Origin of the sequence: Neoroseomonas oryzicola, from assembly GCF_012163135.1 — a bacterium.
GTDB classification, from domain to species: Bacteria; Pseudomonadota; Alphaproteobacteria; order Acetobacterales; family Acetobacteraceae; genus Neoroseomonas; species Neoroseomonas oryzicola.
This window is the reverse complement of the sequence record NZ_JAAVUP010000002.1, coordinates 339,402-352,992: the sequence shown is the minus strand read 5'-3', so window position 1 is coordinate 352,992 and position 13,591 is coordinate 339,402. Positions and strand designations below refer to the sequence as shown.

Sequence of the window (13,591 nt, the reverse complement as noted above, 5' to 3'; positions counted from 1 at the left end):
CGCGCGGAAACCAGGACTTGCCGCCACGAACCGCAGGCCGATCGATCTTCGCCGCAACGGCATGCTCGCAGGCGTCGGCCTCGTGGCATGGCTTCTCGTGGCCGACGCCCGCCCTCTTTGCGCCCAGACGGTCGTGCCCTTCGCAGACGGGGCGGCGCGCGCCGCCGCCCTGGACCGACTGGCGCAGCTCCGATCGACGCTCCAGCCCCGCCACGCCGGCGTGCTGGGCCTGATGGCCTATGGGGCGATCCCCGCCGCGTCAGCCAGCACGCTGCAAGTCAACCGCAACACCGCCGGCCCCGAGGAAGGCGACCCGACGCTCACCCTCAGCCAGTTCGGCTTCGGCTTCGAGGTGGACGAGTCCTTTCCCCTTTGGCTCGAGATCTACGGGTCCTACACGCGGTACGATCCGCGCGCGGTCCTGCGGGGCGAGGGAACGCGCGACGTCTCGGTGCGCTGGAACAACTTCACGACCACCCTGGGCATAGGCTGGGACTTCTACCTCGCCGACAGCCTCTATGTGACGCCGATCCTGAACGTTGCCGGCGGCTACGCGGCCTCCGACATCGCGCTGGCCTCCAGCTTCCTCGCCTGGTGGCGGGACAGGAGCGAGCCGTCCGCGCTGTCGGACGTACACGCCAATGTCTGGGGCGCCGGCGGATCGCTGATGCTGACCTACTTCAACTACAGCGTGGAGCGGCAGATCGACTTCCAGGCCCGCTACACGCAACTGCGGTTGCAGACCTTCGGGGATTCGCTGCCGGCGTCGCGCGGAACCTCGACGTCGTCGACCTTCGGGGTCTGGGGCCAGTATCGCTGGCCAACCGGGATCGAGGTGTTCCGCCGGCCCCTGCGCTGGGTGGTGACCGGGGGGGCGTCCTACTATTTCGGGGACCAGCGCCAGACCACGGGCTTCGCCTGGTCGACGACGATCGGCGGCGGGATCGAGTTCGACGTCGGACGCCTGCAATTCGGCGCCATGGGCCTCGAGGTCTCCCGCGTGCAGTTCACCCTGAACTACCTCTACGCCGATCGGAACATCACCGGCGCATCCTTCGGGCTCGGCATCAGCTTCTGAGACCCAGGCGCGCGGCCGCCGCCGGTCAGCCGGCGACGCCCAGCAGAACCAAGCGGCGCAGTTCCATCTCCTGCACGCGGAGCAGCCGCGCCGTATCGCTCTTCGACAAGTCGTCCTTGTGCTCGACCAGGAACGCGTGCCCTTCCGCCACGCGGGCCAGGGCCGCAACCCTGGCGTCCCGCGCGACGCGCTGACGGTCGGCATCGGCCTGACGCATGGCGGCCACCTGCTGCGCCAATGTCCGCTGCGCCGGGGGCACGTTGCCGGGTGGTTCGCTTCGGGGTGACGCCGGCGCCTCCGCGGCCATGGCGGCCGACTGACGCTGCAGCGCCGCGATGACCTTCTGGAAGGAGGGATCGCTGCGCTCCACCGCGGTCGACAGCCAGGGTGCGCGGGTATCGCGCCGGGCGGCGTAGGCCATCAGCTCGCCCAACTCGTGCAGCCCCGCCGCGCCCTCGGCATCATAGGGCTGCACCCGCGCGACGAGGTCGGTCAGCGGATTCTCGCGCTGCGTCGGCCAGCCGTCGTCGGCGAGGAAGGCCAGCATCCCGAGCCATGCAGCGGCGCCCTCCTGCAGCGCCAGCACCGCCCCGGCCTGGCCACCCTGCGTCACCGGCGCAACGGGGACAGGTGCGACCGGAGGACGCGGCGCGCGCGTCGCCTCGATCGGCAGCATGGCGTCACGCGCTTGCGACGCCCAGTCACGCACCGCCGTGTAATCGGGCGCGCAGGCGGCGAGCTGGACAACGAGCAGAATCAGGAGCGCGCGCATGCCGGCATGCTTGCTCGGCACCCGCCATCCTTGCAAGGGCGGCATGATGCCGGCGGCCGGCCTCTCGGGGGGCTTTCCGTATCCGGCGCGGCGCCTGCAGATGCACGCCGTGCGGTCGATAGCGGGCCGATCGGGACGGGCCCTGAACCCCTGGGCGAACCCGACCGCCGCCTCAGGGCAGGTCAGCCTGGGGTCGTGGACGGCGCCTCGGGCGGCTGTGCCGGCGCAGGACCCGCCTTCCGCCGCGCCCGCCATTCGTCGAAGCGCTGCAGCACCACGAAGAAGGACGGCACGAACAGGACCGCGAGGCAGGTCGAGGCGATCATGCCGCTGAACACGCTGATGCCGAGCGACTTCCGCGCATTGGCCCCCGCCCCCGTCGCCAGCACCAGCGGCAGCACGCCGAGGATGAAGGCGAAGGAGGTCATCAGGATCGGGCGCAGCCGCATCTTCGACGCCTCGACCGCCGCCTCGATGATCGACTTGCCCTTCAGCAGCCGCTCCTCGCGCGCGACCTCGACGATCAGGATGCCGTTCTTCGCCGACAGCGCGATCAGCAGCATCAGCCCGATCTGGACATACAGGTTGTTCGCCGCCCCCACCGCGGACAGCGCCACCACCGGCCCCACCAGCGCGAGCGGCACGGCCGACAGCACCGAGAAGGGCAGGATCCAGCTCTCGTACTGGCCGGCGAGGCACAGATAGACGAGCAGCAGGGACAGCGCGAAGACGTAGACCAGCGTGTTGCCCGTCACCTTCTCCTGGTAGGACATCGCCGTCCATTCGAAGGAGACGTCGCGCGGCAGCACCTCGCGCGCGACGCGCTCCATCGCCTCCATCGCCTGGCCCGAGCTGTAGCCCGGCGCCGGGCTGCCCACGATGGTGGAGGACGCATAGAGGTTGTAGAGCGTGACCAGCGGCGGCCCGACCGCCTGGCCCAGCGTCGCCACCGCGCCGAGCGGCACCATCTGACCGTCCTGGCTGCGCACGTTCAGCGTCAGCAGGTCGTCCGGGTTCAGCCGGAAGCGGGAATCCGCCTGCACGTAGACCTGCAGGGACTGGCCGAACTTGTTGAACTGGTTGACGTAGGACGAGCCGACGAAATCCGTCAGCATCGAGAAGACGTCGCCGACCGGCACACGGAGCTGTTCGGCCCGCGCGCGGTCCACCGTGATGGTCACCTGCGGCGCATTGGCGCGGAAGGTGGTGATGGCGCTGCGGATCGAGGGCTCGCGCGACGCACGCTCGGTGATCTGGCGCGTCAGTTCCTCGAGCTTGCGGTAGTCGAAGCTGCCGCCCAGCAGTTCGAGCTGCATCTGGAAACCGCCGGAATTGCCGATGCCCTGCACGGCGGGCGGCGGCAGCACCACCGCGCGGCCATCCTGCAGGGCCGCGAGCTCACGCTGCATCCGCTGGTAGATCGGCAGCAGCCCCTGGTCGGGGTGCCGGTTGCGCTCGGCGAAGGGCTTCAGCACCACCCAGGCCGCGCCCGAGCTCGCGAGGTCCGCCGAGTTGTCGAGCAGCGAGACGCCCGAGATGGTGATGACCTGCTCCACCCCCGGGATCGACCGCGCGATGCGCTGCGCCTGTTCGAGCGTCGCCGTGGTGCGGCCCAGCGCCGCGCCCTCCGGCAGGTCGACCGCGAGCATCAGGTAGCCCTGGTCGTCCACCGGGATGAAGCCGGTCGGGATGCGGGTCAGCCCCCACAGCGCGCCGCCGGCGACCACCATGGCGGCGATGACCATCACCCCGCTGAAATGCACCATCCGCGCGATGACCGAGACGTACCAGCGTTCGAAGGCGTCGTAGACGCGGTTGAAGGCGCGGTAGGCGACGTTGCGCTTCTCGGGCGGCACCGGCATGCGCAGCCACATCGCGCACTGCGTCGGCTTCAGCGTCGCGGCGTTGATGGCGCTGATCAGCGCCGTCGCGGCGATGACGAGGGCGAACTGCGCGAACATCTGCCCCGTCAGCCCCGGCACGAAGGCCGCCGGCAGGAAGACCGACATCAGCACCAGCGTGATGCCGATGATCGGGCCGAACAATTCGCGCATCGCCTCGATCGCCGCCTCGCGCGCCGGCTTGCCGCCCTCGATATGCTTGGTCACGCCCTCGACGATGACGATGGCGTCGTCCACCACGATGCCGATGGCGAGCACGATGCCGAACAGCGTCGTGAGGTTCACCGAGAAGCCGAGCGCGGCCATGCCGGCGAAGGCGCCGATGATCGTCACCGGCACGGTCGTCGCCGGCACCAGCGTCGCGCGGAAATTCTGCAGGAAGACCAGGATGACGACGAGGACCAGCAGGCCGGCCTGGTAGAGCGTCGTGTAGACCTCGTTGATCGAATCGTTCACGAAGGTCGTGGTGTCGTAGGGGATGCCGAAGCGCAGGCCTTCGGGGAAGCGCCGCGACAGATCCTCCATGGTCCGGCGCACCTGCTGGCCGACCTGCAGCGAATTCGCCTCCGGCGTCTGGTAGATGGCGATGCCGGCGGCGCGGCGGCCGTTCAGGCGGAATTCCTGGGCGTAGTTCTGCGCCCCGAGTTCGATCCGCGCCACGTCGCGCAGATAGACCACGCGACCGCCCTGCCGCGTCTCGTCCTTCACGACGATGCTGCCGAATTCCTCCGGCTCGCTGAGGCGCGACTGGACGTCGAGGGTGTACTGGAACTGCTGGCTGGCGGGCGCCGGCGGCGTGCCGACCTGGCCCGCGGCGATCACCTGGTTCTGCTGGCGGATGGCGCGGATCACGTCGGCCGGGTCGAGCCCGAAGGACAGCAGCTTCTCCGGATCCAGCCAGATGCGCATGGCATAGCGACCGGCGCCGAAGACGTTGACGTTGCCCACGCCCGGCAGGCGCGACAGCACGTTGACCAGGTTTATCGTGGCGTAGTTCGACAGGAAGGCGGAATCGAAGCGGTCGTCGGCGGAATCGAGCGTGACCATCTGCAGGATGGCGGTGCTCTTCTTCTGCACGCTGACGCCCTGCGCCTGCACCGATTGCGGCAGGGAGGCGAGCGCGAGCGAGACCCGGTTCTGCACCAGAACCTGCGCGGTGTCGGGGTTGGTCCCGATCTCGAAGGTCACGGTCAGGCGGTAGGTGCCGTCCGGCGCGCTGGTGGACGACATGTAGATCATGCCGTCGACGCCATTGACCTGGTTCTCGATCGGCAGGGCCACCGTGTCGATGACCGTCTGCGCGGTCGCGCCGGGGTAGTTCGCCGTGACCATCACGGTCGGCGGCACGATGTTCGGGTATTCCGAGACCGGCAGCCGGAACAGCGACACCGCGCCGATGACGACGAGCACGATGGCCAGCACGTTCGCGAGGACCGGCCGCTCGATGAAGAACCGTGACATGCGCGGGGCCTTATTCGGGCAGCGTGGTCGGTTGCGGGGTGACGTGCAGCCCAGGGGAGGCGCGCCAGAGCTCGCCCACCACGATGCGGTCGCCGCGGTTCACCCCGCCGGTCGCGACCTGCCAGGCCCCGACTGTCGGGCCGAGCTGGACGTAGCGCTTCTGGACGGTGTCGCTGGTGTCGATCACCATCAGGAAGCGGCCGCCCTGGTCCTCCTGCAGCGCCCGCTGCGGGACCAGCAGGGCGCTTTGCAGCGTGCGGCCCATGGGCAGGCGCACATTGACGAACATGCCCGGCAGCAGGGTCCGGTCCTGGTTGCGCAGGATGCCGCGCACCAGCAGCGTGCCGGTCGCGGCGTCGACCTGCGGGGCGACGTAGTTCAGCGTGCCGCGATGGGTGAAGGCGGTCTCGCCCGGCAGCTGCACCTCGACCGGGATGCGTTGCATCTCCTCGAGCGTCATGCGCCGCTGGTCGAGGTTGGCGCGCACCTGCTGCGCCTGCTGGGTGCTGATGTTGACCTGCACGTAGATGGGATCGAGCTGCATGATCTCGCCCAGCACGGCGTCGCTGGACGAAGCCCCGACCATATTGCCCGGATCGATCAGGTGCCGGCCCATCTGCCCGTCGAAGGGCGCGCGGACCTCGGTATAGGACAGGTTCAGCTGCGCCAGGTCCACCTGCGCCTGGGCGGCGAGGATGTTCGCCTCGGCCGCGGCGCGCTGGTAGACCCAGTTGTCGACCTCGACCTGGGAGGCGGCGCTGCGGCGCACCAGCGCGGTGTAGCGCGTGACCTCCGTCTGGGCGTGGGTCAGGGCGGCGCGCTGCAGTTGCAGCTGCGCCTGGGCCTGCTGCAGCTGCGCCTTGTACTGCGCCTGCTGGATGGTGAAGAGCAGGTCGCCTTGGCGGACGAAGGCGCCGTCCTCGAAATGCACGCGCTCAAGGTAGCCGGGCACGCGCGCGACGAGCCGCACGGTGTTCACCGACATGGCGTTGCCGGTCAGCGTCATGGTCTCGCCGACCGATTGCTGGCGCGGCAGGACATAGGGCATGGCCGGCGCGGCCTGGGCCGTGGCGGCGGGCGGCTGCGGTGCCGGGGCGGGCGCCTGGGCGGCCGGCGGCGGCGGGGCGCCGCGCGGCGCGGGCGCAGGCGCAGGGGCCGGCTGCGCCGGCTGGCGGCCGGTCACGTCGTCCCAGAGGCGTTCCACCAGCCCCTGCGCCAGCGCCGGGGATTGCGCGGCGCCGAGGGCGAGGAGGGCGGCGGCGGTCCCGCGGCGGAGGGCCTTCGTCATGTTCGTCACCATTGCGGGGCGCGGATGTCGGGGCCGCGGTCGGACGGACCGGGCAGACCAGGGACAGCGGGTTGCGGGGCGTTGGCCGGCGGCAGCAGGCGGCCCCAGTCGGTGCGCTGGCGCATCTGCTCGCGCGTCGCATCGTCCACGAAGCCGTTGCCCTCGCGCAGCTGCCAGCCGCCGCCGAGCGAGCGGTAGAGCGTCGCGAGCGACGTCGCGCGGTTGCCCATCGCGGTCGCGAGGCTGCTCTGCGCCGCGTAGAGGTTCTGCATCGCGGTCAGCACGGTGGTGAAGTCGCGCGTGCCCATCTGGTATTGGTCGAGCGCGATGTTCACCGCGCGCTCCGCCGCCGCGACGGACCGGCGCAGCTGTGCCACCTGCCGCCCGCCCTGGACGTAGCCGCTGAGCGCGCCCTCGACCTCGCGCTGCGCGCGCAGCACGGCGTTGCGGTAGTCCACCAGCATCCCCTGCAGCCGCGCATCCTGCACGCGCACGGTGTTGGTGATCTGCCCGTAGTTCAGGATCGGCCAGGAGAAGCTGGCCCCGAAGGCGAACTGGATGGCGCTGGCGTTGAACATGTCGGAGACGCGATTGCCGCCGACATTGCTTGCCTGGGACCCGAAGACGCCGGTCAGCTTGAAGGCCGGGTAGAGTTCGGCGAGCGCCATGCCGACCTGCTCGCTCTGCGCCGCGGCGCGCAGCTCGGCGGCCCGGATGTCGGGGCGGCGGCGCACGAGGTCGGCCGGGATGCCGACGGCGACCTGCTCGGGCGGCACCGGGATGACGGCGCGGCCCGCCAGCAGCGTGTCCATCGGCTGCGGCGGCAGGCCGAGCAGGACGCGCAGCGCCGCCTCGCCCTGCTGGATCTGCGCGGTGAGCTGCGGCACCGCGGCCTCGGTCTGGGCCAGCACGTTCTCGGCCTGCGCGACGTCGAGGCCGGTGGTCACCCCGCCGGCAAAGCGATCGCGGGCGATGCGCAGCGCCTGGCGCTGCCGCACCACGTTGGCCTGGGCGATCGCAAGCTGCGCCTGCAGCGTGCGGATGCCGATGTAATTCGTCGCGACATCGCCCACCAGCGTGACCAGCACGTCGTCATAGGTCGCGATCGAGGCCAGGTAGGCCGCATCGGCCGACTGCACGCCACGACGGAAGCGGCCCCAGAAGTCGAGTTCCCAGACCGCGCTGGCCGACATCGCGCCGCGCCAGAACTCGCCGAGCTCCGCGCCTGTGAACCCCGTCGGGTCGCGCTGGCTCGGCCGCGTGTAGCTCAGCCCGGCGCCGACCGCCTGGGATTGCGGGTAGAACTCGCCGGTCGCGACGCCGAGCTGGGCCCGCGCCTCGAGTACCCGGGTCCCGGCCGCGAGCAGCGTGAGGTTCTGCCGGTAGGCGAGGTCGACCAGGTCGTTCAGCGTCGAGTCGTTGAAGACCGTCCACCAGCGCTCGTCCTCGCGCCGGTCGGTGCGCACCGAAGGATCGCCGGATTGCAGCCAGCGATCGGCCAGGGGCGCGGTCGGTTCGGTGAAGTCCGGCCCGACCTTGCAGGCGGCGAGCGGCAGCAGGCAGGCGAGAAGCGCTCGACGGCGGGCAGATGGGCCGGGAGGCGTCATGGCATCCGCGATCCCGGCCGCGCGCCGAGGCCACGCGCGTCTCGCGCCGCGGGGTGCGGCACCTCCCGTCCGGTCATGCGGCTTCCCTTGCAGGTCTAGAGCTAGCAGCACCACGTTTCACGGACGGACGCAACGGGTCGGCCAGCGCCGCCGGCGAGGGCCGCCGGCGCATGGCAGCCCCGCCCGGCGCGGGGCTGGCCTGCGCCGAGAGCCTGCCTCAAGACTGCGTGTAATGACGCCCGCCAGCCACGCCCCGGGCGCGACGCTCGATCGTCGCGCGCGCCTGAACCTGCTGCTGCTCGCCACCTGCCAGGCCCTCGGCCAGGCGGGGAACACGATGATGTTCGCGGCGACGGCGCTGTCCGTCGTGACCTTCTACCCGCAGCGCGAGCTCGCGACGCTGCCGACGACGATGCAGCATCTCGGCATCATGCTCTGGGTCTTCCCGGCGGCGCTGCTGATGCAGCGGCGGGGCCGGCAGCTCGGCTTCCGCGTCGGCTCGGTGTTCGGCATGGCGGGGGCGACGATCGCCGGGACGGGCCTGTATTTCGCGAACCTCGCGGTGATGTGCTTGGGCGGGCTGGTGCTCGGCTATGCCGTCGCGGCGCTGCACCAGTACCGCTTCGCGGCGGTGGAACTGGTGCCGGCGGCCTACCGGGCCAAGGCGATCTCCTGGGTCACGGCCGGCGGCGTCGTCGCCGGCGTGCTGGGGCCGAGCCTGGTGCGCTGGACCCATGACAAGTGGGTGCCGATCTACCTCGCGACCTTCGCGGCCATGGTGCTGGTCCACCTGACCGTCTTCACCATCATGGGCTTCATCCGGTTCCCGGCGCCGGATGCCGTCCCCGCCGGCGGTGGCGGGCAGGCGGCTGCGCGCCCCGTCGAACCGCCGCGGCCGCTGCTGACCATCGCCGCCCAGCCGCGCTTCGCGGCCGCCGCCATCGCCGGCATGATCGCCTTCGGGACGATGTCCTTCCTGATGAGCGCCTCGCCGCTCGCCATCGTCGCCTGCGGCCTGCCGCACACCGAGGCGCACTGGGTCATCTTCATGCATGTCATGGGGATGTTCGTGCCCTCCTTCTTCACCGGGAACCTGATCACCCGCTACGGGACGACGACGGTGATGCTGGCGGGAATCGCGCTGCTCGGCGGCGGCGTCGCGGCCGCGCTGGGCGGGCTCGATGCCTGGCATTTCCGCGCCGCGCTGACGCTGAACGGGGTGGGGTGGAACTTCCTTTTTGTCGGCGCGACGACGCTGGTGACCACCTGCTACCGTCCCAACGAACGCGGCAAGGTCCAGGCCTTCAACGACTTCCTGGTCTTCGGCACCACGGCGACCGCCTCTTTCCTGGCGGGCTACCTCCAGGAACGGCTGGGCTGGTTCACGCTCAACTGGTTCGCGCTGGTGCTGATGGCGGTCGCGCTGGCCGCGGTCGGCTGGCTGCACCTGCAGAACCGGGCGGCGCGCGCCGCCGCCTGACCGGCAGCGCGCGGGGCTGCCCCCTGCCCCCGGTATGGCACGGACGCTGGCCTTCCCTTCGCACCTGCGATAGTCCGGACAGGCGCCGACCCAGGAGCCCCGGATGCCGCTCTCCACGCCCGTCGATCGCGAACCCATGCACCGCCGTGGCATCGAGATGCACGGCTATCGCCGCGCGGACGGGCTCTTCGACATCGAGGCCCATCTCCTCGACACCAAGTTCTACGGCTTCGAGAACGAGGACAAAGGCTGGATGGCCCCCGGCACGCCGCTGCACGGGATGTGGATCCGCCTGACCATCGACGACGACCTGCTGATCCATGCCTGCGAGGCCGCCTCCGACCACACGCCCTACACGGTCTGCCCGAAGGCGGCGCCGAACTTCGCGCGGCTCGCGGGGCTGCGGATCGGCCCGGGCTTCAACCGGGCGGTACAGGAACGCGTCGGCGGCGTCCTCGGCTGCACCCATCTGCGCGAGGTCCTCGCCCAGATGGCCACCGTCGCCTACCAGACCCTTTATCCCGTGCGGCGGGAGAAGGAGCAGGCCGCCGCGGCGGCCTCGGGCGGGCGGGAGAAGCCGCGCCTGATCGGCACCTGCCTTGCCTATGCCCCGGACAGCCCGGTGGTGAAGGCGCGCTGGCCCTGGCTCGCCGCCGACGCCGCGGCCGAGTGATCATCCCGGCGGGCGCGCCATGGTGGCGTGCCAGCGCAGCAGGCGCAGCCGGCCCTCCTGCATCAGCCTGAGCCGCAGCAGCCAGGCCTCCGCTTCCTCGACCAGGGCGACGGCGTCCCGCGGGGCGGGGCGCGCGGCCTCCCCGCGCAGGGCGAGGATCAGCGCCTGCCAGGCCTCGAGCACCGCGTCGCGCTGGCGGCGGCCGGCATCCTCGACGACATGCAGGTCGAAGCCGGCGCGTTGCAGGGCGGCGGGTATCGCGGCCTCGGCCGGCGGGGTGGCGGCACGGCCCTCGGCGCCCAGCCAGCGCGACTCCCACGGCCCGGCGCTGCCGCCGCGGGCGACCAGGTCCAGCAGCACCATCTGCCCGCCCGGCCGCAGCGCCGTCGCGGCGGCGGCGAGCAGCGCGTCCGGCGTGCCCCCGGCGCGGAAGGGTTCCAGCAGCAGCGCGTGGTGGTGAAAGCCCGCGCGGAACGCGGGCGCCGCGGCGTCGAAGCCCTCGATCGCGACGCGCCCGCGACCGGGCTTGGCGGCCGCCGCGCCGGGTTCATGCGCGGCGACGAAGCAGCCCCGCGCACCGGCGACGACCGCACCGGCCGCCTGCGCCCCGCCGCCGGCCAGCAGCAGCGTCGCCTCGGGCGACAGGGGCAGCAGGGCTGCAAGGCGCAGCAGCTCCGCCGCGCCGCCCGGCAGCACCATGCCCTCCCCCCACAGCCGGTCGGCCCAGGCGCGGCGGGTCAGCGCGGCGGGGGCGGCGGGCGGCGCGATCGCGGGCGGGACGGGTTCGGCGCGGGGGGCCACCGCCGGCGGCCGGGGGGCGACGCCCAGCATCCGCGCCCCGCCCGCGATGGTCCGGCGGATCAGCCCGCCGCGCGCTTCGCCCCAAGGGCGCGTCTCAGGGGCCTCAGCCTCGCTGCGCCGGGCCATCGCTCCTCTCCTCCGTCGCGCCTCAGGGAAGCGTGACGGAGGTGAAGGAAGGGTTGCGCCTCAGCGCCGCTCGCTGACGTGACGCAGCAGCGGCTCCCGCAGCGACCGCGGCGCCTGGCGCGCATAGACGTCGGTCGTGGTGACCGGGTTGTTCACGTAGAACTCGTCGCGCGGGAAGACGTCGGTCAGCGGCGGCGCGGCGCGCGGCGTCGCCGGCGTCCAGGCCAGCGCATCGCCGGCGAAGAGAACCGGCCAGTCGGCGAAGGCCGGGTTGCCGCGCCGCAGATGCGCCGCCGTGACCGGATCGGCAAAGGCGTTCGCAAGGCGCTGCGCGTCGAAGGGGATCGGGTCGTTCGACCCGACCAGCACCGCGACCGGCATCAGCAGCATGGCGTGGGGGAAGACCGAGGCGAAGGTCTCCGCCGCGCGCTGGGACGGCGCCCACTGGACGTAGAGCCCGCGGGGTGCGAGGCGCTCGCGCACCTGCTGCAGGAACTCGGCGCTGTAGAGCAGGCCCGAATGAGAGGATTCCGGCAGGATCGCGTCGGCCTCGATGATGTCGTAGCGGCGGTCCTCCTTCGCCAGCGTCCGCCGCCCGTCGCCGTACTCGAGCCTCCAGCGCGGGTCGGCGAACATCTGCGCCATCGGGCTGCCTGGGTGCCGGCGGCCGACTTCCTCGAGCGCCGTCAGCACCGGCCCGACGAGCTCGATCGCGCGCACCTGGCTCTCCGGCCGCACGCCGGCCGCCCAGGGCGTGCCGCCGCTGCCGACCCCGATCACCAGCACCTCGCGCGGGTTGGGGTGCATCAGCGGCCCGACCGCGCCGAGGAACTGGTGGATCGGCAGGAAGGGGATGCGCCCCTGGCTGAAGCCCTGGATGAAGAAGGGCCCCTCGGCGCGGCCGTCATCGGCGCGTTCGTCGCGGAAATAGGCGATGCCGGAGCGGTCCTCGGCCCAGGCGGCGACCTGCGCGGTGCGCTCGGCATGCAGCCGGGTCCAGAAGGCGGCGTTGCCCGGCACCGCGAGCGCGATCGCGGCGCAGGCGACGGCGAGGCCGAGTTCGACCCGACGCCCCGCCAGCCCGCCCCTCCAAAGCCAGAAGACCAGCAGCAACACCGACATCCCGGCGAGCAGCGTCAGCGTCCCCGCCGTGCCCAGCAGATGGAAGGTCACGAGCCCGGTCAGGATCGACCCCGCCGCATTGCCCGCGATGTTGGCAAGCTGCACCCAGCCGACCCGCGCGCCGACCGAGGCGAGATCCCGCTGCACCGCCCGCTGCACGAAGGGGAAGGTCATGCCGATGACGAAGGAGGGCGGGCCGACCACGATCGCCGTCAGCAGCATCGTCACCAGCAGCGGGTCGCCGCGCATGCGGTTGTGGTCGACCGACATGACCTCGGCCAGCGGCCAATGGGGCAGCGCGAGCCAAAGCCCCAGCAGCAGCACCGCCGCGAGCACGAAGCCCGCCGATTGCGTGATGAAGAAGGCCGGGCGCGGGTCCTGCATCCGCCGGACCATCCGGGCGGCGAGCGCCATCCCCGCCCCGTCGGCGAGGAGGAAGATCCCGAGCACGGTCGGGAACAGGTAGGCGTGGTACTGCCCCACCTGCCCCATCAGCCGCACCCAGACGATCTCGAGCGCGACGATCACGTAGCCCGACAGGAAGACCAGCACGCACCACAGCGGCAGGCCGCCATAGCGGCCGTCATCGGGGGTTGCGGCGGCCTGGGCGGGCGCCGGCGCGGCCGCGAGGCCGCGCAGCAGCGTCAGCGACAGCGCCGCGGCGAAGAATTCGAGCCCGGCGGCCAGCCACAGCGCGCCGACGAAGCCCAGATGCCCGACCAGGATCCACCCGCCGAGCAGCGCCCCCAGCCCCGCACCCAGCGTGTTCAGCCCGTACAGGGTGCCGATCCGCTCCGCGATGCTGTCCGAATGGGTTGCGACCGCGCGCGCCAGCAGCGGCAGCGAGGCCCCCATCAGCGTCGTCGGCAGCACCAGCCCCGCGAAGCACAGCGCGAAGATCGCCGGCGCCGCGTCGACCACCCCGGCCATGTCGGTCGCGAGCCAGTCATAGAGGAAGGCCTTGGACAGCAGGGCGAAGATGCCGACCCCGGCCTCGGCCAGGGCGAAGCCGGCCAGGGCCCGGGCGGGGCTCAGCCGGTCCGCGATCTTGGCCCCGATGATGGAGCCGAGCCCGAGCCCGGCGAGGAAGGCCCCGACCACCAGCGCGGCCGAGACGGTATCCGACCCGGCGAAGATGCCGAGCATGCGCTGCCAGACGATCTGGCACAGCAAGGCAGCGAAGCCGGTCGCGAAGAACGCGACGGCAAGGCGCGACATCATCCCCCAGTGTCCCCTTGTTTAGGGTGCGGCCGCCCCCCTGGCTGGCCTTATGGGACCCCTG

The 13,591-nt window shown here is 71.8% G+C and carries 9 protein-coding genes; 3 read left to right on the top strand and 6 right to left on the bottom strand.

Features of this window, described 5'->3' with window-relative positions; genetic code table 11:
* Positions 1-133 precede the first annotated feature (133 nt).
* A complete protein-coding gene (locus GWK15_RS08195; protein WP_168040802.1) occupies positions 134-1,078 on the top strand; it encodes a hypothetical protein in 945 nt (314 codons plus the stop codon).
* Positions 1,079-1,103: 25 nt separating this feature from the next.
* Here the strand turns inward: GWK15_RS08195 and GWK15_RS08190 are convergent, their stop codons facing one another.
* From GWK15_RS08190 to GWK15_RS08175, 4 genes are all read right to left on the bottom strand, one after another.
* Positions 1,104-1,850, bottom strand: coding sequence for a hypothetical protein (locus tag GWK15_RS08190; protein ID WP_168040801.1), 747 nt, complete (start codon positions 1,848-1,850; stop codon positions 1,104-1,106).
* Between the two features lie 182 nt (positions 1,851-2,032).
* Entirely contained in the window at positions 2,033-5,212 is a 3,180-nt protein-coding gene (locus GWK15_RS08185; RefSeq protein ID WP_168040800.1) for an efflux RND transporter permease subunit, read from the bottom strand.
* 10 nt (positions 5,213-5,222) lie between these two features.
* Positions 5,223-6,500 (bottom strand): efflux RND transporter periplasmic adaptor subunit, encoded by a 1,278-nt coding sequence (locus tag GWK15_RS08180; protein WP_168040799.1) that lies wholly within the window; start codon positions 6,498-6,500, stop codon positions 5,223-5,225.
* A 5-nt stretch (positions 6,501-6,505) separates the two neighbouring features.
* Complete coding sequence (locus GWK15_RS08175; protein ID WP_168040798.1) at positions 6,506-8,107, bottom strand: efflux transporter outer membrane subunit; 1,602 nt, start codon at positions 8,105-8,107, stop codon at positions 6,506-6,508.
* A 232-nt stretch (positions 8,108-8,339) separates the two neighbouring features.
* Between GWK15_RS08175 and GWK15_RS08170 the strand changes: the two genes are divergently transcribed.
* Both GWK15_RS08170 and GWK15_RS08165 read left to right on the top strand, forming a co-directional pair.
* Positions 8,340-9,587 carry an MFS transporter gene (locus GWK15_RS08170; protein WP_168040797.1) on the top strand — a complete coding sequence of 416 codons (1,248 nt, stop codon included), beginning with the start codon at positions 8,340-8,342 and terminating at the stop codon, positions 9,585-9,587.
* A 103-nt stretch (positions 9,588-9,690) separates the two neighbouring features.
* Positions 9,691-10,260: a DUF2889 domain-containing protein gene (locus tag GWK15_RS08165; protein ID WP_168040796.1), complete on the top strand. Its 570-nt coding sequence runs from the start codon at positions 9,691-9,693 to the stop codon at positions 10,258-10,260.
* On the opposite strand, the gene GWK15_RS08160 is transcribed toward GWK15_RS08165, so the two are convergent.
* Together GWK15_RS08160 and GWK15_RS08155 are read right to left on the bottom strand one after the other, a co-directional pair.
* Positions 10,261-11,187: a hypothetical protein gene (locus tag GWK15_RS08160; protein WP_168040795.1), complete on the bottom strand. Its 927-nt coding sequence runs from the start codon at positions 11,185-11,187 to the stop codon at positions 10,261-10,263.
* A gap of 60 nt (positions 11,188-11,247) precedes the next feature.
* A complete protein-coding gene (locus GWK15_RS08155) occupies positions 11,248-13,530 on the bottom strand; it encodes a fused MFS/spermidine synthase (protein ID WP_168040794.1) in 2,283 nt (760 codons plus the stop codon).
* Between the last annotated feature and the right edge of the window lie 61 nt (positions 13,531-13,591).

What these genes read in the sequence shown, in the direction of transcription:
- GWK15_RS08175 (WP_168040798.1), bottom strand. Translation starts at nt 8,107, where the DNA reads ATGACGCCTCCCGGCCCATCTGCCCGCCGTCGAGCGCTTCTCGCCTGC.
- GWK15_RS08190 (WP_168040801.1), bottom strand. Translation starts at nt 1,850, where the DNA reads ATGCGCGCGCTCCTGATTCTGCTCGTTGTCCAGCTCGCCGCCTGCGCG.
- GWK15_RS08170 (WP_168040797.1), top strand. Translation starts at nt 8,340, where the DNA reads ATGACGCCCGCCAGCCACGCCCCGGGCGCGACGCTCGATCGTCGCGCG.
- GWK15_RS08180 (WP_168040799.1), bottom strand. Translation starts at nt 6,500, where the DNA reads ATGACGAAGGCCCTCCGCCGCGGGACCGCCGCCGCCCTCCTCGCCCTC.
- GWK15_RS08155 (WP_168040794.1), bottom strand. Translation starts at nt 13,530, where the DNA reads ATGATGTCGCGCCTTGCCGTCGCGTTCTTCGCGACCGGCTTCGCTGCC.
- GWK15_RS08160 (WP_168040795.1), bottom strand. Translation starts at nt 11,187, where the DNA reads ATGGCCCGGCGCAGCGAGGCTGAGGCCCCTGAGACGCGCCCTTGGGGC.
- GWK15_RS08185 (WP_168040800.1), bottom strand. Translation starts at nt 5,212, where the DNA reads ATGTCACGGTTCTTCATCGAGCGGCCGGTCCTCGCGAACGTGCTGGCC.
- GWK15_RS08165 (WP_168040796.1), top strand. Translation starts at nt 9,691, where the DNA reads ATGCCGCTCTCCACGCCCGTCGATCGCGAACCCATGCACCGCCGTGGC.